The 19,919-nt window shown below is 71.7% G+C and carries 17 protein-coding genes and 2 tRNA genes; 9 read left to right on the forward strand and 10 right to left on the reverse strand.

Going from position 1 to position 19,919, the window contains the following annotated elements; all coding sequences use genetic code 11:
- Positions 1–2,154 (reverse strand): sensor histidine kinase (locus tag N798_RS11965; RefSeq protein WP_156971720.1); only part of this gene is annotated, 2,154 nt, incomplete at its 3' end.
- 210 nt (positions 2,155–2,364) lie between these two features.
- On the opposite strand from N798_RS11965, the gene trmB reads away from it, so the two are divergent.
- Positions 2,365–3,048 carry a tRNA (guanosine(46)-N7)-methyltransferase TrmB gene (trmB, locus tag N798_RS11970; protein WP_035948804.1) on the forward strand — a complete coding sequence of 228 codons (684 nt, stop codon included), beginning with the start codon at positions 2,365–2,367 and terminating at the stop codon, positions 3,046–3,048.
- Between the two features lie 17 nt (positions 3,049–3,065).
- On the opposite strand, the gene N798_RS11975 is transcribed toward trmB, so the two are convergent.
- Positions 3,066–3,139 (reverse strand) — tRNA-Pro (locus tag N798_RS11975).
- Positions 3,140–3,258: 119 nt separating this feature from the next.
- Between N798_RS11975 and N798_RS11980 the strand changes: the two genes are divergently transcribed.
- Positions 3,259–3,332 (forward strand) — tRNA-Gly (locus N798_RS11980).
- Positions 3,333–3,399: 67 nt separating this feature from the next.
- Here N798_RS11980 and N798_RS11985 read toward each other — a convergent pair.
- Positions 3,400–4,344: a zinc metalloprotease gene (locus tag N798_RS11985; RefSeq protein WP_035948805.1), complete on the reverse strand. Its 945-nt coding sequence runs from the start codon at positions 4,342–4,344 to the stop codon at positions 3,400–3,402.
- Positions 4,345–4,612: 268 nt separating this feature from the next.
- On the opposite strand from N798_RS11985, the gene tig reads away from it, so the two are divergent.
- Positions 4,613–5,974: a trigger factor gene (tig, locus tag N798_RS11990; protein WP_035948806.1), complete on the forward strand. Its 1,362-nt coding sequence runs from the start codon at positions 4,613–4,615 to the stop codon at positions 5,972–5,974.
- Between the two features lie 121 nt (positions 5,975–6,095).
- Positions 6,096–6,563, forward strand: a complete 468-nt coding sequence (locus N798_RS11995) for an SRPBCC family protein (RefSeq protein WP_035948808.1) — start codon at positions 6,096–6,098, stop codon at positions 6,561–6,563.
- 32 nt (positions 6,564–6,595) lie between these two features.
- On the opposite strand, the gene N798_RS12000 is transcribed toward N798_RS11995, so the two are convergent.
- Entirely contained in the window at positions 6,596–7,660 is a 1,065-nt protein-coding gene (locus tag N798_RS12000; protein ID WP_035948809.1) for a LacI family DNA-binding transcriptional regulator, read from the reverse strand.
- 128 nt (positions 7,661–7,788) lie between these two features.
- On the opposite strand from N798_RS12000, the gene N798_RS12005 reads away from it, so the two are divergent.
- The 4 genes from N798_RS12005 to clpX all read left to right on the forward strand — a co-directional run bounded on the left by N798_RS12005 (position 7,789) and on the right by clpX (position 12,036).
- On the forward strand, positions 7,789–9,054 hold the full coding sequence (locus tag N798_RS12005) for an MFS transporter (RefSeq protein ID WP_035948834.1): 1,266 nt from the start codon (positions 7,789–7,791) through the stop codon (positions 9,052–9,054).
- A 130-nt stretch (positions 9,055–9,184) separates the two neighbouring features.
- A complete protein-coding gene (locus tag N798_RS12010) occupies positions 9,185–9,808 on the forward strand; it encodes an ATP-dependent Clp protease proteolytic subunit (RefSeq protein ID WP_035948810.1) in 624 nt (207 codons plus the stop codon).
- A gap of 26 nt (positions 9,809–9,834) precedes the next feature.
- Complete coding sequence (locus N798_RS12015; RefSeq protein ID WP_035948811.1) at positions 9,835–10,494, forward strand: ATP-dependent Clp protease proteolytic subunit; 660 nt, start codon at positions 9,835–9,837, stop codon at positions 10,492–10,494.
- A 267-nt stretch (positions 10,495–10,761) separates the two neighbouring features.
- The gene (gene clpX / locus N798_RS12020; protein ID WP_035948813.1) at positions 10,762–12,036 is read left to right on the forward strand and encodes an ATP-dependent Clp protease ATP-binding subunit ClpX; all 1,275 of its coding nucleotides are present in this window, start codon (positions 10,762–10,764) and stop codon (positions 12,034–12,036) included.
- Between the two features lie 93 nt (positions 12,037–12,129).
- On the opposite strand, the gene N798_RS12025 is transcribed toward clpX, so the two are convergent.
- The 5 genes from N798_RS12025 to N798_RS12045 are packed head-to-tail and all read right to left on the reverse strand — an operon-like array spanning position 12,130 to position 16,305.
- Entirely contained in the window at positions 12,130–12,654 is a 525-nt protein-coding gene (locus N798_RS12025; protein WP_035948814.1) for a hypothetical protein, read from the reverse strand.
- The gene (locus N798_RS12030; protein ID WP_052117267.1) at positions 12,651–14,102 is read right to left on the reverse strand and encodes a DUF58 domain-containing protein; all 1,452 of its coding nucleotides are present in this window, start codon (positions 14,100–14,102) and stop codon (positions 12,651–12,653) included. Before N798_RS12030 ends, N798_RS12025 begins: the two co-directional genes overlap by 4 nt.
- A complete protein-coding gene (locus N798_RS12035) occupies positions 14,099–15,106 on the reverse strand; it encodes an AAA family ATPase (RefSeq protein ID WP_371870441.1) in 1,008 nt (335 codons plus the stop codon). The genes N798_RS12030 and N798_RS12035 overlap by 4 nt, the downstream gene beginning before the upstream one ends.
- Positions 15,107–15,604: a hypothetical protein gene (locus N798_RS12040; RefSeq protein WP_035948816.1), complete on the reverse strand. Its 498-nt coding sequence runs from the start codon at positions 15,602–15,604 to the stop codon at positions 15,107–15,109.
- Positions 15,601–16,305, reverse strand: coding sequence for a DUF4129 domain-containing protein (locus tag N798_RS12045; protein WP_035948817.1), 705 nt, complete (start codon positions 16,303–16,305; stop codon positions 15,601–15,603). The genes N798_RS12040 and N798_RS12045 overlap by 4 nt, the downstream gene beginning before the upstream one ends.
- A gap of 123 nt (positions 16,306–16,428) precedes the next feature.
- On the opposite strand from N798_RS12045, the gene N798_RS12050 reads away from it, so the two are divergent.
- The gene (locus N798_RS12050) at positions 16,429–17,118 is read left to right on the forward strand and encodes a hypothetical protein (protein ID WP_229708308.1); all 690 of its coding nucleotides are present in this window, start codon (positions 16,429–16,431) and stop codon (positions 17,116–17,118) included.
- A gap of 99 nt (positions 17,119–17,217) precedes the next feature.
- On the opposite strand, the gene valS is transcribed toward N798_RS12050, so the two are convergent.
- Complete coding sequence (valS, locus tag N798_RS12055) at positions 17,218–19,884, reverse strand: valine--tRNA ligase (protein ID WP_035948819.1); 2,667 nt, start codon at positions 19,882–19,884, stop codon at positions 17,218–17,220.
- Between the last annotated feature and the right edge of the window lie 35 nt (positions 19,885–19,919).

Raw genomic sequence — 19,919 nt, forward strand, 5'->3', positions numbered from 1 at the left:
ACCGCCCGGCCCTCCCGCCGGCGAGCCCGTGCCGGCGGACGGTCCGGCGTCGCCGGCCGGGTTGGCCGAGGGGGAAGCGGGGGCGGAACCGCGGGCGCCGATGGGGATCGGACCCGTGTCACCGACGGAGGGCAGCGAGGTGGGGCTCGCAGCCGAGCGCGCCGCCGTGAGGCCGCTCTCGGCCGGGGAGTCGGGCAGGTTGGGCACCGCCGTGAGTGTCGTGACCCGCGGCCGGTCGTCCTGAGCCGGCGCCGTGTCACCGAGCTCTGGCGCCACCGCACCGGTCGCACCGGTCGTGCCGGTGGAGCCGGCAGCACGGGGCACCTCACGGCCGGAGGCCAGCAGCGAGGACGGCAGGAAGACCGAGACGACGGTGCCGGTGGACTCCGGGTTCGGCCGGATCCGCACGGTCACCTGGTGGCGGATGGCGAGCTGGCCCACGACGTAGAGACCCATGCGGCGGGCCGTCTCCGTCGTCACCTCGCCACCGGTGATGAGGGAGTCGTTGGCGGCCTCCATGGCCGCCGGCGCCATGCCGAGCCCGTCGTCGACGACCTCGACGAGGGTGCCACCGTCGATGCCCCGTGCGATGGCGACGACGACCGTGCTGTCCGGCGGCGAGTAGGAAAGCGCGTTGTCGATGAGCTCGGCGAAGAGGTGGACGAGGTTGGGCGCGGCACCGGCCGAGATGACGAGGTCGCTCGAGGCGACGTCGACGCGCTGGTAGTCCTGCACCTCGGAGACCGCGGCACGCAGGACGTCGCCGAGGGGCAGGTCCTGACCGCCGATGCCACGCGGTGCGGCGCCGGCGAGGACGAGCAGGCTCTCGCCGTTGCGTCGGATCCGGGCGGCGAGGTGGTCGAGGCGGAAGAGGCTCTCGAGCCGTCGCGGGTCGTCCTCGTCGCGCTCGAGGTTCTCGATGAGGCCGAGCTGCTGGTTGATGAGCGAGGTGCTGCGGCGCGACAACGTCTCGAACATCGCGCTCACCTGGCTGCGGAGGCGGGCCTGCTCGGTCGCCAGCTGGATGGCCTCGGTGTGGAGCACGTCGACGGCGCGGGCGAGCTGCCCGACCTCCTCGCGGGTGTGGACCGGGATCGGCTCGACGGCGGGGGGTTCCTCGCCGGCGCGGATCCGCTCGAGGGCCAGGGGCAGCCGCTCGTTGGCGACGTCGAGGGCGGCCTGTCGCACCTGCTTGATCGGGTCGAGCAGCATGCGCGCGACGGCGAGCGCGAGCAGGACTGCCGCCACGAGGAGGCCGATCGTCGCGATGGCGTCGCGGATCGCTGTGCTGCGGGCGTCGCTCGACTTCGCGGCCATCGTGGCGACGACCTGGTCGTTGATCCGGTTGGCCAGCGTCGTGTAGACGCTGCCCGCGTCGGCCGCGCGGGGGAGACCTGACGTGCCCGACGCCACGGCAGGTGCCGCGGCGAGGCGGAGCTCGTTGCCCTGGGCGAGGGTGTCGACGAAGGTGTCGGTCGCGCCGAGGCTGCTCGACAGCGACTCGATCGCAGTGGCCTCCTCGCCGATGGCCTTGCCGAGCGCCAGCGCGTCGACCTCGGCACCGGCCGAGGTCGTGAGGAGCCGCTGCTCGGTGAGGGCGACCTGTCCGGCGAGCACATCGCGCACCGCAGTGAGACGCGTGTCGGACGTGGCTCCGGCGAACTCGCCGAGGACGACGGTGACGTGGCCGACGGCGTCGGCGAGCTGTCCGGCGACGGTCTCGACCGGCGCGTCTGCGGGGGAGTCGCGCAGCGGCTGGGCCGAGGCGAGCGCCGCCTCGAGGCCTGTCGCCTGCTCGTCGGTGAGGTCGGTCGAGCGCATGGCCCGGCGCAGGTCCGCGGCATTCTGGTCGAACGTCTCCCGGGCCCGGTCCGCCGCGCCGGCGTCCCCACCTCGCCCGGCGATGGCGACTCCCGCGGCACTGTCGACCATGCGCACTGCCGGGGCGAGGACGGCGACCCGTGACTCGAGAAGGGCGAAGTTCTGGGCGTCGCTCGTCGCGGTGACGACGCGGAGGCCGCCGAAGGTGGCGGCGAGGAGCATGGGGATCGCCAGTGCGAGGGCGAGCTTGCGGCGCAGCGACCACTCGTCGATCGCGTACCACGGGGTGTCGTCCTGCGGACGGGTCTCCTCGAGGGTCAACGGCTCACTCACGGGGCTTTCCTTCCAGGCTCCTGGCCTCTCGCCCGTGCGGACGGCCACTCACGATGCGGGCCCGCAGGGTCGAGCACGCAACCGGGCATGGGACAGCGTCGCCGAGTACCACACCCAACCTGCGACGGTAGCAGCACGACATGCGCGATCTGCACCACTTCGACCCATCAGGAATGGGACGTCGCTCACGCCGCGGCTAGCCTCGGTGTCGTGTCCTCCTCCCGATCGGTCCTCCAGCACACCCCGCGCGACGGCGTGCGCACCTTCACCCCGCGGTGGCGGACCTCACCCCTCACGGCCGAGCGCATGGAGCGCCTGCTTCCCCGCCACGCGATCCCCGATGAGGGCGTGCTTGACCCGCAGGCCTGGTTCGGGCGCACGGCGCCGGTCGTCCTCGAGATCGGGTCCGGCCACGGAGCCGCGGCGGTCGCCTACGCGGCAGGCCACCCGGATCACGACCTCGTCGCGGTCGAGGTCCACGTCCCCGGCGTCGCGCGGATGCTGGCGGCCGCGGAGCCGCTCGGCCTGACCAACCTCTGGGTCGAGCGCGGCGACGCGGTGCCCCTGCTCACCTCGCGCGTCCCCTCGGGCTCGCTCGCCGCGGTGCACCTCTTCTTCCCGGACCCGTGGCCCAAGGCCAAGCACGCCAAGCGACGGTTCGTGCAGCAGCACACGCTCACCCTGCTCGCCGACCGGCTCGCACCCGGTGGGGTCCTGCGCATCGCCACCGACCACGCGGTCTATGCCGAGCACGTCCGCGAGCAGGTCACGGCCCACGGCGGGTGGGACATGGTCGAGGGGGCGCGGCCGGAGTGGCGGCCGCAGGACGGGTTCGAGGCCAAGGGTCTGGCTGCGGGCCGGACCGTGGCGGAGTTCTCGCTCACGCCGCGCTGAGCCGCACGGCCACGCTGTCGGGGTAGCCAGATTCGAACTGGCGACCTTCCGCTCCCAAAGCGGACGCGCTACCAAGCTGCGCCATACCCCGCGTCCCGCGGTGCGAGGGCGGCGACACGAGCAGTGACGGCCGATTTCGGTTCCCGCGAGGGCGGCCACTAGGCTAACCCCTGCTCGGAGCCGGACGGTCAGGCCGTTCCCGACGAGCACGCGGGCGTAGCTCAATGGTAGAGCCTCAGTCTTCCAAACTGATTACGCGAGTTCGATTCTCGTCGCCCGCTCCACGACAGAGGTATGCCGCCCGCTCATCGTGAGCGGGCGGCATACCTGTGCCTGCGGGAGGGAGGAGCGTCAGGCCCGGAAGGCGAGCCAGGCGTCGCTCATGCGCTCGGCCTGGCCGGGCGTGAACATGTTCATGCAGGAGTCCTGCGTGTAGTCCATGAAGTTGCGGATCGGGTCGAGGCCCGGCGCGGTGCAGGTGTCGGCGCCGGTCGGGCAGTTGAACTGCGGCACGGCCTCGCGCGGGGTGTCCGCGACGTAGTCGCCGGAGGCGGAGCAGCCGTGGGCGAAGGTGTGCTCGAGCATGAGCCAGTGGCCGACCTCGTGGGTGAGGGTGTCTCCGAGCGAGTACTTGCCGGCGGTGCCACCGGGCATCGACTCGTCGAGCATGACGACGCCGTCGATGAAGTCGCGTCCGTTGTTGTAGCCCTTGGGGAAGTAGGCCCAGCCGAGGAGGCCGTCACCGATGTCGGCGACGTAGACGTTGAGGGTGCGCGAGTCGCCCCGGTAGAGCGCCTTCTTCATGTCGCGCTCGACCTTGCCGGGGGTGACGGTGTTCCACACCGAGTTCACCGTCCACGTCGTGTCGGTGAGGTCGAAGCGGAACGGCGTGTCCGCGGCCTTTTCGGCGGTGGCACCCGAGAACGAGTCGTTGAGGACGGTCATCTGCGCGTCGATCATCGTCTCCATCCGCGTCTTCGCGGCCGGCGACAGCGTCTCCTTGGACACGACGTGGAAGATCGTCGGGATCGTCACCGAGCCGGCGGCCAGAAGCGGGCTGTCCTTGATGACGCCGTAGGCGTTGGCCTCGTTCTTGCTGTAGAGCTCGGGCTCCTTGGCGCCCTTGGCGTCGTCGCGGACGCGGGCGGCGGAGGCGGCGCCGGTGGCGGGGTCGCACTCCGCGACGGCCGGCGAGGGTGAGCCGGCCGCGCTCACTCCCGCGGGCGCGGACACCACGAAGGTGGACGCCGCGAGCGCGATGACGCCGAGCGCAGGTCGGATGAGACGTCGTGACATGGGATCTCCTCAGGGATGCGGGCCGGATGCGGCCACTCGGGGGAACGTACTCCGGCGGGAGAGCCCGTGGGCGGTTTCGGCGACAGGCGATTCGGCGCGGCTGCCGCGGCCCGTTAGCATGGTCGGGATTGCGACGTCCGTCGGTATGCCGTGTGCTCACGCCCACGCCCGCGCCTCCAGCCCGCGGGACTGAAAGACCGGGACTGACGTCCACCCGCGGGCCTGGCCCGCACCAACCACTGATCCCAACACGTGTGGAGTGCCTGAAGTGAAGAGTGCCGTCGAGACCCTCAGCCCGACCCGGGTCAAGCTCATCGTGGAGGTGCCCTTCGACGAGCTGAAGCCCGACCTCGACAAGGCGTACCAGACGATCGGCAGCCAGATCCAGATCCCCGGCTTCCGCAAGGGCAAGGTCCCCGCGCGCATCATCGACCAGCGCGTCGGCCGTGGCGCCGTCGTGCAGGAGGCCGTCAACGAGGCCCTGCCGCGCTTCTTCGCCGAGGCCGTCGACGCCGAGGGTGTCAAGGCCATCGGCCAGCCCGAGGTCGACGTCACCGCCGTGCCGCTCGAGGACGGGCAGGACTTCGAGTTCACCGTCGAGACCGACGTGCGCCCCGACATCGAGCTCCCCGAGCTCGAGGGCATCGCCGTCGAGGTCGACGAGGTCAAGGCCTCGGACGACGACGTCGAGGAGCGCCTCACCGACCTGCGCCAGCGCTTCGGCACCCTCTCCACCGTCGAGCGCGCCGTCGAGAACGGCGACGTCCTCTCCATCGACCTCTCGGCCACGATCGACGGCGAGGAGATCGACAGCGTCGAGGGCGTCACCTACGAGGTCGGCTCGGGCAACATGCTCGAGGGCCTCGACGAGGCCGTCACCGGCGCCAAGGCCGGCGACACCGTCACCTTCACCGCCCCGCTCGCCGGTGGCGACCGCGAGGGCCAGGACGCCGAGTGCACCGTGACCGTCCAGTCGGTCAAGGTCCGCGAGCTCCCGGAGCTCGACGACGACTTCGCCCAGCTCGCCTCGCAGTTCGACACGCTCGACGAGCTCCGTGAGGACGTCGTCAAGCAGGCCGAGCAGGCCAAGAAGTTCGAGCAGGGCGTCCAGGCCCGCGACAAGGTCCTCGAGCACCTCCTCGAGGCCGTCGACGTGCCCGTCCCCGACGGCATCGTCGAGGCCGAGGTCAACAGCCACCTCGAGGGCGAGGACCGCCTCGAGGACGACGTCCACCGTGCCGAGGTCGACGAGAGCACCCGCAAGGCGCTCAAGGGCCAGTTCCTCCTCGACGCCCTCGCCGAGAAGCTCGAGATCTCGGTCGAGCAGCCCGAGCTCATCGAGTACCTCATCATGAGCGCGCAGCAGTACGGCATGGACCCGAACCAGTTCGCCCAGGCGATCGACCAGCAGGGACAGGTCCCCGCGATGGTCCAGGAGGTCGCCCGCCGCAAGGCGCTCGCCGCCGTCCTCGAGAAGGCCGTCGTCACCGACACGGCCGGCAACTCGATCGACCTCAACGAGCTCGTGCCCCAGGCTGAGACGGTCGACCCCGAGCTCGAGGCCGACGACGCCGAGGTCCTCGAGACCGAGGCCGCGGACGCCGAGACCGAGGAGACCGCGAAGGCCTGACGCCTTCGACGCGAACCACGACGTATGCCGTGTGCCCACCACGAGGTGGGCGCACGGCATACGTGCATGTGAGCCCGCTCCTCCCACGTCACAAGGCGGTTCGAGGTGACATGGTGGCGTGATGAGCGACGACAAGCAGATCACCGTGACCCGCACCATCGATGCTCCTGCCAGCGAGGTCTTCGACGTGTTGAGCAACCCGCAGCGCCACCAGGAGCTCGACGGCTCAGGCTTCATCAGGTCCGTTGAGCAGGCCGACCGGATCCAGAAGGTCGGTGACGTCTTCACGATGAACATGTCGGGTGACCACATGGGCGGGGACTACCAGACCGACAACCACGTCACCGGCTACGACTCCAACGCGCTCCTCGCGTGGCAGACGGCGCCGGCCGGGACGAACCCGCCCGGGTGGGAGTGGGTGTGGCGCCTCGAGCAGCAGGGTCCGGACCAGACGCTCGTGACCCACACCTACGACTGGTCCAAGGTCACCGACAAGGACCTGCTCCAGAAGGTGTCGTTCCCGCTGGTGTCCGAGCACCAGCTCGAGGACACGCTCGGCCGGCTCGCCGAGGCGTCGTCGGGCTCCTGAGCTCCGGCTCCAGCTCCGGCTCCTGAAGCGGCTCAGCCGGCGGGCGGTGGCGCGGTCGTGTCACCGACCCGCAGGCGCACCTCGAACGGCGTGCTCGCGGGGGACTCGCCCGCGAGCGCGCGGCGAGTGAGGTCGCCGAGCAGCCGTCCCTTGGCCTCGCCGGGCTGCACGACCGTGGTGAGCCGGGCGTCGAGCCAGGGCAGGTCGACGCCGTCGAACCCGGTCACCGACACGTCCTCGGGGACGCGCAGGCCCAGTGACTCGGCGGCGCGGACGACCCCGGCGGCGAGGAGGTCGGACTGGGCGACGACGCCGGTGGGGCGGTCCTGTGGCGCGACGTCGAGGAGCAGGCGGCCGGCCACCTCACCCTGCACGACGTCGGCGCGCTCGGTCTCGACGACCGAGCCCTGCGGTGCGGTGTCCAGGAAGCCGAGGGCGCGTTCTCGCGCGTCGGCGTAGACGGTCCCGGCGATGTCGTCGCGGCCCACGAGGTGGGTCGGTCGCGGTGCGCCGAGGGGCATCGTCACGTGGGCGAGCCGCGTGTGCCCCAGGTCGACGAGGTGGTGGGTGGCCGAGGCCGAGGCGCCGTGCTCGTCGATGACGACGTGGATGACCTCGTCGCGCAGCGGCGCACCGGCGCCGACGAGGGGGATGCCGCGGGCCACGAGGTGGTCGACGAGGGGGCTCTCGTCGCGCCCGCACAGGGGGAAGATCGCGGCATCGATGGCGTGGCCGGCGAGCGAGTTGTCGGGGGAGTCGGCATGGTCGGCCATGAGCAGCATGCTCGTCCCCATCGAGTCGAGCTCCTGGGCGAGACCGTCGAGGACGGTGAGGGCGAAGGGGTCCCGGAAGGCGTCGAGCAGGCGCTCCTCGACGATGACGGCGACCGTGCCCGACCGTCCCTGGCGCAGCGAGCTGGCGAGCGGGTCGGGTCCGGCGTAGCCGAGGTCGGCCGCGGCCGCGCGCACCCGGTCGGCGGTGGCCTGCGCGACCGGGCCGCGGCCGCTGAACACGAGCGAGGCGGTGCTCGTCGCGACTCCGGCACGGTCGGCGACGTCACGCAGCGTCACCTTGCGGGTTTGACGTGGACGGGTCATGGGAGGCAGACTATCGAATCGATTCGACCCGCGGCAACGTGACCCGTCGCCGCCAGCACCGGGAAACCCGTGCCACCCGCCTCATCCGCACCCCGTACCGCTCCACCTCGATGCGAGAGATCCGCTCCATGACCACCACCGCCCTGCCCCGCGACCGCGTCGTCGCGGCGCGCACCGCCGTCTTCGTCGTCTTCGCCCTCGCCGGCATCGCGTTCGCCACGTGGGCGTCGCGGATCGCCGACGCCAAGGCCGGGCTCGACCTCTCGGCGGGCCAGCTCGGCGCCACGCTCTTCGCGATGTCGGCGGGCTCGATGCTCGCCATGCCGTCGACCGGTCGCCTGGCCGAGCGGTTCGGCGTCGTCCCGACGATCCGCGTGGGCATGCTCGTCGGGATCGTCGGTTTCGGCGTCGTCGGTGCCGGTGTCGACCTTGCGGAGTCCCGCCTCGTCGTGGCGGTGGGCCTCTTCCTCATCGGCTCCGGCGTGGGCGTGTGGGACGTCGCGATGAACCTGGAGGGCGCCTCGGTCGAACGGCTCCTGGGCAAGACGGTCATGCCGCAGTTCCACGCCGCCTTCAGCGGCGGCACGGTCCTGTCCGCGCTCATCGGGTCGGGCATGTCCTGGGCCTCGGTGCCGCTCCTGCCGCACCTGCTCGGGTCCGCGCTGCTCGTCACCGCCGGTGGCTTCGTGGCGATGCGTGCCTTCCTCCCGCGCGAGGTGGAGGACGCCGAGCACGAGAAGGACAGGGCCGCCGAGGCCGAGGCGATGGCCGAGGGTGCTCTCGCCGGGGCTTCGGCGCGGTCGGCCTGGCTCGAGCCCCGCACCCTCCTCATCGGTCTCGTCGTGCTCGTCGCGGCGTTCACCGAGGGCACCGCCAACGACTGGCTCGCCGTCGCCTTCGTCGAGGGCCACGACCTGCCCACGTGGGCCGGGGTGCTCGCCTTCGCGACGTTCCTGTCCTTCATGACCATCGGCCGCCTCCTCGGCACCCGCTGGCTCGACACCTACGGACGCGTCCCCGTCCTGCGGGCCACCTTCGTCCTCGCGGTCGTGGGCTCGCTGCTCGTGATCTTCGGCAACGACTGGATGGCGTTCGTCGGTGCCGCGGTCTGGGGTGTGGGTGTCTCGCTGGGCTTCCCGGTCGGGCTCAGCGCCAGCGCCGACGACCCCAAGCGCGCCCCGGCCCGCATGTCGGTCGTCGCGACCATCGGCTACTTCGCCTTCATCGCCGGTCCTCCCGCGCTCGGCTTCCTCGGCGACCACGTCGGCGTCCTCCGCAGCCTCCTCGCCGTCGGCACGATGGCGCTCCTCGTCCAGCTCATCCTCGAGAGCGTGCGCGAGCCGCAGCGGGTGGCGACGACGGCGCCGGCCGAGCCGGTGCACGACCACGGCTGACCGGCATACGGCGTCGTTGCGGGGCATTGTGCTCAGGGCGAACATCGCCCGGGGGCGGGAGTGTCCCGGCGGACCCGCGCGTTAGGGTCAGCGAAAGGCACGACCCACGATCACGGCAGGAGCGACCAGCGTGAGCAGCAACGAGATCGTCGCAGCCGGTCCGGGCGACAAGCTCGGCCTCGACGACAGCATCTACAACCGCCTCCTCAAGGAGCGGATCATCTTCCTCGGCTCCGAGGTCCGCGACGAGAACGCCAACGCGATCTGCGCGCAGATGCTCCTGCTCGCCGCCGAGGACTCCGACAAGGACATCTGGCTCTACATCAACAGCCCGGGTGGGTCGGTGACCGCGGGCATGGCCATCTTCGACACGATGCAGTGGGTGCCCAACGACGTCGCCACCGTGGCGATGGGCATGGCCGCCTCGATGGGGCAGTTCCTGCTCTCCGCGGGCACTCCGGGCAAGCGCTACGCGACGCCGCACGCGCGCGTCATGATGCACCAGCCCTCCGGCGGCATCGGCGGCACGGCGTCCGACATCAAGATCCAGGCCGAGCAGCTGCTCCACATCAAGAAGCAGATGGCCGAGCTCATCGCCGAACACACCGGCCAGACGCCCGAGCAGATCGAGGCCGACTCCGACCGCGACCGCTGGTTCACCGCCGAGGAGGCCAAGGAGTACGGCTTCGTCGACCACGTCTTCTCGCGCGCCGACCAGGCCGGTCCCTCGTCCGACAACCCGGTCACCGACTGACCCGGCGACCAGGAGAGATCACTGACATGAACGCGAACCACCTCACCCCGCAGGGCCGACTCGCCATGCCCGCGCCGTCGAGCCGCTACATCCTCCCGCAGTTCGAGGAGCGCACCTCCTACGGCATGAAGCGGACCGACCCCTACACCAAGCTCTTCGAGGACCGCATCATCTTCCTCGGCGTGCAGGTCGACGACGCGTCCGCCGACGACATCATCGCCCAGCTCATCGTGCTCGAGTCCCAGGACCCCGACCGCGACGTGCTCATGTACATCAACAGCCCCGGCGGCTCGTTCACGGCGATGACGGCGATCTACGACACGATGCAGTACATCCGGCCCGACGTGCAGACGTTCGTCGTCGGCCAGGCGGCGTCGGCCGCGGCAGTGCTCCTCGGAGCCGGTGCGCCGGGCAAGCGCTACGCGCTGCCGAACTCGCGCGTGCTCATCCACCAGCCGGCGATCGAGGGCACGGGCGGCATGGCCTCCGACCTCGAGATCCACGCCAACGAGGTGCTCCGCATGCGCGAGTGGCTCGAGGACACCATCGCCAAGCACTCGAACCGCGACGTCGAGCTCGTCCGCAAGGACATCGAGCGCGACAAGATCCTCTCCGCGGCCGATGCCAAGGAGTACGGCCTCATCGACGAGGTGCTCGTCTCGCGCAAGGCCGCCCTCGAGGTCTGACCCCCGCACCACCCCGAAACGCGCGTATGCCGTCCGCTCACGTGAGCGGACGGCATACGCGCGTTCGGCTGCCCAGGTGTGGAGGCGTCGCCCGCCCGCGGCGTGCCGTTCTGCCGAGAGCGGACAAGCGCGACTCGCGCCGTGTCGGAGGCGTTGAATGGGTGGCGACGACGCCCCCTCGGGGTAGCGTCACTGACGTCGCCGCATCCCCGGCCTCCGAGGTCGGGACGGCGGCACCCGTTGTCGAGGTGAAGGGACTGGAGCCCAGTGGCACGAGTGGGAGAGACCAGCGACCTGCTGAAGTGCTCCTTCTGCGGCAAGTCCCAGAAGCAGGTCAAGAAGCTCATCGCCGGCCCGGCGGTCTACATCTGCGACGAGTGCATCGAGCTGTGCAACGAGATCATCGAGGAGGAGCTCGCCGAGTCCTCCGAGCTGGGTGGGCTCGACGAGCTGCCCAAGCCGCGCGAGATCTTCGAGTTCCTCCAGCAGTACATCATCGGCCAGGACGTCGCGAAGAAGTCGCTCGCCGTCGCCGTCTACAACCACTACAAGCGGATCCAGGCGGGTGACACGATCGGCAAGAAGGACGCCGACCACGTCGACATCGCCAAGTCCAACATCCTCCTCATCGGGCCGACCGGCTGCGGCAAGACCTACCTCGCCCAGACCCTCGCCAAGATGCTCAACGTTCCCTTCGCCATCGCCGACGCGACGGCCCTGACCGAGGCCGGCTACGTCGGCGAGGACGTCGAGAACATCCTCCTCAAGCTCATCCAGGCCGCCGACTACGACGTCAAGAAGGCCGAGACGGGGATCATCTACATCGACGAGGTCGACAAGATCGCCCGCAAGTCCGAGAACCCGAGCATCACCCGCGACGTCTCGGGTGAGGGCGTGCAGCAGGCGCTGCTCAAGATCCTCGAGGGCACGACCGCGAGCGTGCCGCCGCAGGGTGGGCGCAAGCACCCGCACCAGGAGTTCATCCAGATCGACACGACCAACGTGCTCTTCATCGTCGGCGGCGCCTTCGCCGGCCTCGAGAAGCTCATCGAGTCGCGCAACGGCAAGAAGGGCCTCGGCTTCGGCTCCGAGCTGCACACGCCCAAGGACCTCGCCGAGTCGATCCACGAGGTCATGCCCGAGGACCTCATGAAGTTCGGGCTCATCCCGGAGTTCATCGGCCGCCTCCCGGTCATCACGACGGTCTCGCCGCTCGACACGAGCGCGCTCGTGCAGATCCTCACCGAGCCGCGCAACGCCCTCATCAAGCAGTACCAGAAGATGTTCCGCATCGACGGCGTCGAGCTCGAGTTCACCGACGAGGCCATCGAGGCCGTCGCCGAGCAGGCGCTCGCCCGCGGCACCGGCGCTCGCGGACTGCGCGCGATCATGGAGGAGGTCCTGCTCCCCGTGATGTTCGACGTGCCGAGCGACGACGAGATCACCAAGGTCGTCGTCACCGACGAGGTCGTGCGCAAGAACGTCCTCCCGACGGTCGTTCGCCGCGACGCGGGCACCAAGCGCCGGAAGCGCACCGCCTGACGCCTCCGCTCCCACATGTGGGCGGCTGAGGGCGGACGCGCGTGTGACCGCCCATCCGGGGCATGGGCTCCTCGCCGCAGTTCCGCTCCCGGCTCATCCCTCGCGGCGTGGCCTGACGAGCGCGAGCCACAGGGCCAGGCCCAGCACGGCGACCGCTGCCAGGGCGGAGTAGGTCGCCAGCGTGTCACCGTCGGGACGCGCGACCGTCTGCACGGCGAGGAGCGCCCAGACCGGCAGGCACAGACCGACGACCGCGAGACCGCGCCGCGCCCACCGGGCGACGCTCGGGCGTGGGACGGGCGCCGAGGCGGGCAGGGACGCCGCAAGTGCCGCGCCGAGGTGGATGGAGAGGAGCCCCACGGCGACGACGAGGGTGAGCGCCCAGTCACCGAGGTCGTCGGGCGCGCGGTGGCTCATGAGCCAGTGCAGGCCGTGCAGCCCGACGAGCAGGGCGGTGAGCCGTGAGCCCGGGTCGATCACGACGAAGGGCGTGAGCCCGACGAGGACGAGCGCGGCCACGACCGAGCCCAAGGGCCCGACGGCGACGGTGAGCAGCGCGAGCGCGATCGACACGACGCCGATGCCCACGCGCAGCACGGTCTGCGAGGTCGACCTCATCGGGTCACCACCCTCGGGGAGCGTCGCTGCTTGGCGATGTCGCGCATGACGAGGTCGAGGGTCCCGGGACCGACCCATGGGACGATGGGCACGCCGGCGAGCCGCGTGCGCGACACCTCGCGTGAGCGCTCGAGCAGGCGCAGACGCCAGGCGAGCCGGGCCGAGGCCGACCCGGACTGCTCGGGCACGAGCCCGGCGAGCTGCTCGTCGGTGAGGTCCCCGGTCGCCATGGCACGCGGCAGGGTGTCGACGACGATCGTCGAGGTGCCCCGGCGGGAGAGCTGCGCCGCGTGGGCGAGCACACTCACCGAGACGGCGGGGGTGAGGAAGACGACGAGCGTCCCGGCCGAGACCGGGTGGAGCAGCTGGCCCCGAAGCCGCTTCTCGTCGACGACGCCGCCGTCGGCCACCCGCACGCGCGCGAGCACGTCGAGCAGGCGGCGCAGCTGGTTGGTGCCGAGCCCGGGGGAGAGGCGTGGGCTCTGGTGCGCGCCGAGCACCTGCAGCCCGACGCGGTCACCGGCACGCAGGTAGTGCTCGGCCACGGCCGCGGCCGCCCGAACGCCGTTGTCGAGGCTGCTGCCCTCGCCGTCGAACCCGCTGCTGCGCCCGAGGTCCTGCATGGCGTCGACGAGCAGGAGGATCTCGCTGTCCTCGTCGGCGTAGGTCGTCGTCACGTGGAGCTCGCCCGTGCGGACGGACACGGGCCAGTGGATGCGACGCAGGCGGTCGCCGAAGCGGAAGCCGCGCACGTCGGCGAGCTCGCTGCCGTCACCGTGGTGGCGCGAGCGGCTGCGGCCGACGAGGCCGTCGGGGTCGGGCGCGGGGGTGCGGGCCGAGAAGGCCTCGGGCAGCGGCACCGTGGGCACGAGCGGCGCGTGGACCGGGGCCGGCTCCCAGACGTGCGCCCCGAACGCCCCCGTCACAGCGCAGGTGGCGGGCCCGAGGCGGCGCAGCCCCCAGCGGGTGCTCTGGCAGAAGACGTCGAGCCGGGTGGCCGCCGGGCCGCTGTCGCCCACGTTGCCGACGCCGCCGTCCCCCACGTCGCCGGCGGCCACGCACTGCGACGCGGGGGTGTAGCGGGTGAACTCGGTCTCGGTGACGGCCAGCGCCACCTCCTCGACGCCGGGTCCGGGCTCGACGGTGGCCGTCCACGCGGTCGTCTGGCCCTCGCGAAGGACGCCGTGGCGCAGCCACGCGTGGACGACCGGTGCGACCTCGGGCCGGCGCAGGTGCGACCAGACGGCGACGACGGCGAGCGGCGCACCGAGCGCGACGGCGTCGGGCCGGCGCATGACGACACCGATCCCGAGAAGCGCGAGAGCGACGACGACGGCGCGCACGTGGGCTGCGGTGGGTCGCCACACTGCCGTGAGGGCGCTGCCCTCCGGGACGAGGGTGCCCGGGTCGCCAGCCCCGTCGGCGGCGTCGGTGGGGTCCTCGCTCACGGGCCCTCGAACCCGGTGCGCCTCTCGCCCTCGGTCGGCGAGGGGGTGGGCACCGACGACAGCACCTGGCTCACGACGCTCTCGGCGGTGACGTCGTTGATCCACAGCTCGGGGCGCACGGTGACGCGGTGGTCGAGGGCGGCATGCGCCACGGCCTTGACGTCCTCGGGGGTGACGTAGTCGCGACCGCGGATCACGGCATACGCACGGCTCACGAGCATGAGCGCGAGCGAGCCGCGGGGAGAGGCGCCCATGACGAGGCTCGCGTGTGAGCGGGTCGCGGCCGCGAGCCGGACGCAGTAGCGACCCACGCTCTCGTCGACGGTGACCGTCTCGACGGCGCGCTGCATGGCGACGAACCCCTCCGCGTCGGTGACGACCGGCACGGTCTGGGCCTCCTGCCGGCGGTCGATGCGGCGGCGCAGGACCTCCCACTCGTCGGCGGCGCCGGGGTAGCCGAACGACACCCGGATGAGGAAGCGGTCGAGCTGGGCCTCGGGCAGGGGGTAGGTGCCCTCGTACTCGACCGGGTTCGCCGTGGCGAGGACGTGGAAGGGCCGTTCGAGGTGGAAGGTCTCGCCCTCGACGGTGATCTGCCCCTCCTGCATCGCCTCGAGCAGCGCGGCCTGGGTCTTGGGCGGCGTGCGGTTGATCTCGTCGGCGAGGAGCAGCTGCGTGAAGAGCGGCCCGCGTCGGAAGACGAACTCGTGCGACCGCTGGTCGTAGATGAACGCGCCCGTGAGGTCGCTCGGCAGCAGGTCGGGGGTGAACTGCGCGCGCGCGAAGTCGATCCCGAGTGCCTGCGCGAACGAGCGCGCCGCGAGCGTCTTGCCGAGCCCCGGGAAGTCCTCCATGAGGACGTGCCCGCCGGACAGCAGGCCCGCGAGGACGAGCTCGAGGCTCTCGCGCTTGCCCACGACCGCCTTCTCGACGGCGGACAGGATCCGGGCGGAGAGGTCGCCGACCTCGTGCAGGGTGGGGGTGTCGCTCACGGTGTCGCTCACTCAGTGCTCCTCGAGGGTGGTGATGAAGGCGGAGAGCTCGTCGGGGGTCACCGGACGAGGGGTCGCGGAGGTCAGGTATGCCGTGAGCGCCGGTCCCAGCGCGGCGCGGGTCGCGTCGTTCGTGAGGTCGGGCGAGAGTCCCCGTGCGCCGAGCCCGGCCTCGGCCGCCGACCGGACGAGGGACTGGAGCTCGTGCCGGGCCGGCTTGTCGCCTGCGACGGCGGCGTCGATGGTGCGGGCGAGGACGGTGACCCGACGGTCGCTTCCCCGGACGCGTTCGGGCGTCCCCGCGCTCGTCGTCCACTCGACCTCGCGGTGGCTGCGGAGGAGCCAGACGACGAGCGCGCCGACGAGCACGACGAGTCCCGTCGAGACGACGAGCAGCAGCACTCGGTCGAGGGCGGGCACGAGCCCGACGACGACGCCGAGCACGGCGGCGGCGCCGACCGCCGCCACGACCTCGTTGCCGTCGACGAGCCGGGCCAGGCGACGCGTCACCGGGCCACACTCCCGCCGAGGGCGCGCAACGGGCGGGTGAGGTCCTCGCGGACCGAGCGCAGCGCCTCGCGGGCCTCCGCGCGCTGGGTCTCGCCGATGGGGTGCACGGAGAACCTCGCCTCGCGGTAGAGGTCGGCGAGCCGCTCGATCGCCACCCGGTCGACGTCGAAGTCACCGAGGACGGCGCCGACCAGCTCGGCAGGGGTGCGTGCGACGTCGTCCTCGAGGCCCACCTCGGCCGCGGTGCGCTCGAGGGTGAGCCACGCATTGATGACCGCCTCGGTCGAGGTCCCGTGCTCGAGCTGGGCCTCGCTCGCGCGCACCCCGGCGACGAGCACGTCGGGCAGGACCGGAGCCTCGACCTCGTCCTTGGGGGTCACGGGGTCGCGACGCAGGCGGCGAAGCAGCGCGCGGACGACGAGGAGCACGACGACGGCGACGATGAGGACGAGGACCACACGCAGCGTCCACGCGACGACGTTGGCGACGAGCTCGTTGTCCTCGAGCGGTCGGGTGCGTTCGCCCTCCGGCTGACGGGCGTCGCCGGTGTCGGGCTGCACGAGCTCACCGAACTCGTCGTCCGTCGGCGGGCTGAGGCCGGGCGTGGTGAAGGCCGCGATGGGCCCGGCGCCCGAGACCCAGGCCGCGAGCAGCAGGGCACCGGCGGTCCCTGCCGCCCAGGCCCAGTCGCGTCGCCCCATGGCACGGAACCCTATGCCTCCCGCACTTCCGGGGCACGAGAACGCCGGCGTCGGGGGACGAGTCGGCGACGCTCCGGTGGGAGGGGCTGGCGGACGCGCGGGGGACTTGGCAAGGTGGGCGACGTGGCCCCGCCCTTCCGACTCCGAGCCGGCGACACCGGCCCGGTGCAGCAGTCCCCGGTGACGTGCGGCTCCGCGTGCCTCACGGTCGCCCGGATGCTCGTCGACCCGGTCTTCGCGAGCTGGGTGCGCACCGGTGTGCCGTGCCCGCCCGGCTCACCGCCGGGCGCGACCGAGGCGGAGCGGTTCGCGGCCTACGAGCGAGTCGTCATGCGCCGGACCAACGGGCTCTTCGCCGGCCCGAACCGCCTCAACCTCCCGTGGCCGCGAGCGTTCGGCACACCGCCGTGGGGTGCCAAGCGGGAGCTCGAGTACGGCGCCGCGACGACCGGCACGCTCTACGACGTCGATACGGTGCGCCCGCTCTCCGGGTCGACCCTGCGGAAGGCGTTCGAGCGGCTCGTCGACGTCGTCGCCGAGGGGGAGCCCGCCCTGCTCTACGTCGGCAACGCGACGCTGCCGCGTCACGTCGTCCTCGTGCTGCCCGGTGACGGCGACCGTGTCCTCGACGTCTACGACCCCGGCACCGGCCGGGTCGGGCACCTGCGCCGCGACACGGTCGTCGAGCACCGCATCGGCCTCAGCGGATGGGACGTGCCGTGGTTCGTCGTCCAGCCCACCGGGCACCGCCGCATCCGCTCGTGGGAGGCCCAGCGCTCCCTCGGCGGCGTGCGGGCACCCTCGAACGCCTGACCGCGCCCGCGGATCGCAACCGGACGTCCTGCGTATGCCGGTCGCGCACCGGCCGCTGCCCGTGCCGGTCGGGGACCGGTCACGGGCAGCGGCGGGCGGTCACTGCTGGGGCTTGGGCTTCTCGACGGGGATGAGCTCGACGTCGCTCGCGCCCCACGCCTCGGCGGGGACGAGCTCGAGCGAGCCGGTGATGCGTCCGGCGGAGCGCAGGTCGCCCTCGCCCGCACGGACGTGGTCGAGGAGCTGCTCGGGGCCGCCGAGGGTGACCCGGGCGACCTCGGCGCGCATCGACAGCTTGGCCTCGGACTTGCTCTTGCGGACGGTGGCCAGCGCGGCACCGACCGCGGCGAGCATCGCGGGGTCCACGGCGTCACCGGCGACGGCGACCTCGTCGACGCTCGGCCACGACGTGAGGTGGACCGACCCGTCGTGCCACCAGGACCAGACCTCCTCGGTGACGTAGGGGAGGAACGGCGCGAGGAGGCGCAGGACGACGTCGAGCGCGATGCGCAGCGTGGCCCGGGCCGACGCGGCCTCGGCGTCACCCTGCGAGCCGTAGGCGCGGTCCTTGACGAGCTCGAGGTAGTCGTCGCAGAAGGTCCAGAAGAACGTCTCCGTGACCTCGAGCGAACGGGTGTAGTCCCACGACTCGAAGCCCGCGGTGGCCTTCTCGACGACGTCGCGCAGCCCGGCGAGCAGGGCGCGGTCGAGCGGGTTGGTCACCTGGGCCGCGAGGTCACCTTCCACGTCCCCGAACGACAACGCGAACTTGCTGGCGTTGAGGACCTTGATGGCGAGGCGGCGGCCGACCTTCATCTGGCCGACGTCGTAGGCGGCGTCGGTGCCGAGGCGGCCGGAGGCAGCCCAGTAGCGGACGGCGTCGGCGGAGTGCTCGCGCAGGACGTCCTCGGGCGTGACGACGTTGCCCTTGGACTTGCTCATCTTCTTGCGGTCCGGGTCGAGGATCCAGCCGCTGATGGCGGCGTTGGTCCACGGCACCGTCCCGTGCTCGAAGTAGGCGCGCACGACCGTCGCGAAGAGCCAGGTGCGGATGATGTCGTGGCCCTGGGGGCGCACGTCCATGGGGAAGACCTTCTCGAAGACCGGGTCGATGGTCACGGCCCCCGACTCGTCGACGCTGCGCCAGCCCGCTGCGATCTGCGGCGAGAGCGACGAGGTGGCCCATGTGTCGAGGACGTCGGGGTCACCGATGAACCCGCCGGCCTGTCCGCGCTGGGACTCGTCGTAGCCCTCGGGCGCCTGGGACACCGGGTCGATCGGCAGCGACTCCTCGGTCGGCACGATTGGCGAGTCCCACACGGGCTCGCCCTCGGCGTCGAGCGGGTACCACACCGGGATCGGCACACCGAAGAACCGCTGGCGGGAGACGAGCCAGTCGCCGTTGAGCCCCGCGACCCAGTTGGCGTAGCGGGACCGCATGAACGACGGGTGGAAGTCGATCGACTGGCCCTGGCCGATGAGCTTGTCGTTGAGGTCGGCGTCGCGGCCGCCGTTGCGGATGTACCACTGGCGCGAGGTGACGATCTCGAGGGGCTTCTCGCCGCGCTCGTAGAAGTTGGCCTTGCGCTGGGTCGCCTTGGGCTCGCCGTCGAGGTCGCCGGACGCGCGCAGCGCGGCGACGACGAGCTCGCGGGCCGAGTGCACGGTCTTGCCGGCGAGCTCGCCGAAGAGCTCGGCACCCGGACCACCGGCGATCCACTCCGGCGTCTCGGTCTGGATCCGGCCCTGTCGGGTGATGACCGAGCGGGTCGGCAGCTGCAGCTCGCGCCACCAGATGACGTCGGTGAGGTCGCCGAAGGTGCAGCACATGAGGATGCCGGAGCCCTTGTCGATCTCGGCCAGCGGGTGCGCCACGACGGGCACCTCGACCCCGAACAACGGTGAGCGGACCGTGGAGCCGAAGAGACCGGCATACCGCTCGTCGTCCGGGTGGGCGATGAGCGCAACGACGGACGGGATGAGCTCGGGGCGCGTCGTCTCGATGTAGATGGGACCAGCCGGGTCGTCCTTGCCCGCAGGGTGGAACGCGACGCGGTGGAACGCGCCGGGGTAGTCGCGTGCCTCGAGCTCGGCCTGGGCGACCGCGGTCTGGAAGGTGACGTCCCACAGTCCGGGGGCCTCGGCCTGGTAGGCCTCGCCGCGGGCGAGGTTGCGCAGGAACGCCTGCTGCGCCGTCGCGCGCGAGTGGTCGTCGATCGTCCGGTAGGAGATGTCCCAGTCGAAGGACTGCCCGAGGCGGCGGAAGAGCGACTCGAAGGCCTTCTCGTCCTCGACGGTGAGCTCGTCGCAGAGCTCGATGAAGTTCTGCCGCGAGATCGGCATGGCGTCGCCGGCCCGCAGGCTCTTGGCGTCACCGCGGTGCGGCGGCACGAAGTCCGGGTCGTGGGGGAGCGAGGCGTCACCGCGCACGCCGTAGAAGTTCTGGACGCGCTTCTCGGTCGGCAGGCCGTTGTCGTCCCAGCCGATCGGGTAGAAGACGTTGAAGCCGGCCATCCGCTTGTAGCGCGCCATGCAGTCGGTGTGCGTGTAGGAGAAGACGTGGCCCATGTGGAGGCTGCCCGACGCGGTCGGCGGGGGCGTGTCGATCGAGAAGACCTTCGTGCGAGGGCCGGCGAGGGCCGCCTCGCGGTCGAACGCGAACGTCTGCTGCTCGGCCCATACCTGTCCCCACTTGTCCTCGAGGCCGTCCAGCGAGGGGCGCTCCGGGATCGTGGCAGCGCGAGACGAGGTGAGGTCAGCAGACATGGGCGCGATTCTCCCAGAACGTCACCGGTGCTCCC

The sequence above is a fragment of the Knoellia flava TL1 genome, assembly GCF_000768675.1.
Classification (GTDB): domain Bacteria; phylum Actinomycetota; class Actinomycetes; order Actinomycetales; family Dermatophilaceae; genus Knoellia; species Knoellia flava.

What these genes read in the sequence shown, in the direction of transcription:
- N798_RS12015 (WP_035948811.1), top strand. Translation starts at nt 9,835, where the DNA reads ATGAACGCGAACCACCTCACCCCGCAGGGCCGACTCGCCATGCCCGCG.
- N798_RS12045 (WP_035948817.1), bottom strand. Translation starts at nt 16,305, where the DNA reads ATGGGGCGACGCGACTGGGCCTGGGCGGCAGGGACCGCCGGTGCCCTG.
- N798_RS12000 (WP_035948809.1), bottom strand. Translation starts at nt 7,660, where the DNA reads ATGACCCGTCCACGTCAAACCCGCAAGGTGACGCTGCGTGACGTCGCC.
- valS (WP_035948819.1), bottom strand. Translation starts at nt 19,884, where the DNA reads ATGTCTGCTGACCTCACCTCGTCTCGCGCTGCCACGATCCCGGAGCGC.
- N798_RS11985 (WP_035948805.1), bottom strand. Translation starts at nt 4,344, where the DNA reads ATGTCACGACGTCTCATCCGACCTGCGCTCGGCGTCATCGCGCTCGCG.
- N798_RS12025 (WP_035948814.1), bottom strand. Translation starts at nt 12,654, where the DNA reads ATGAGGTCGACCTCGCAGACCGTGCTGCGCGTGGGCATCGGCGTCGTG.
- N798_RS11995 (WP_035948808.1), top strand. Translation starts at nt 6,096, where the DNA reads ATGAGCGACGACAAGCAGATCACCGTGACCCGCACCATCGATGCTCCT.
- N798_RS12005 (WP_035948834.1), top strand. Translation starts at nt 7,789, where the DNA reads ATGACCACCACCGCCCTGCCCCGCGACCGCGTCGTCGCGGCGCGCACC.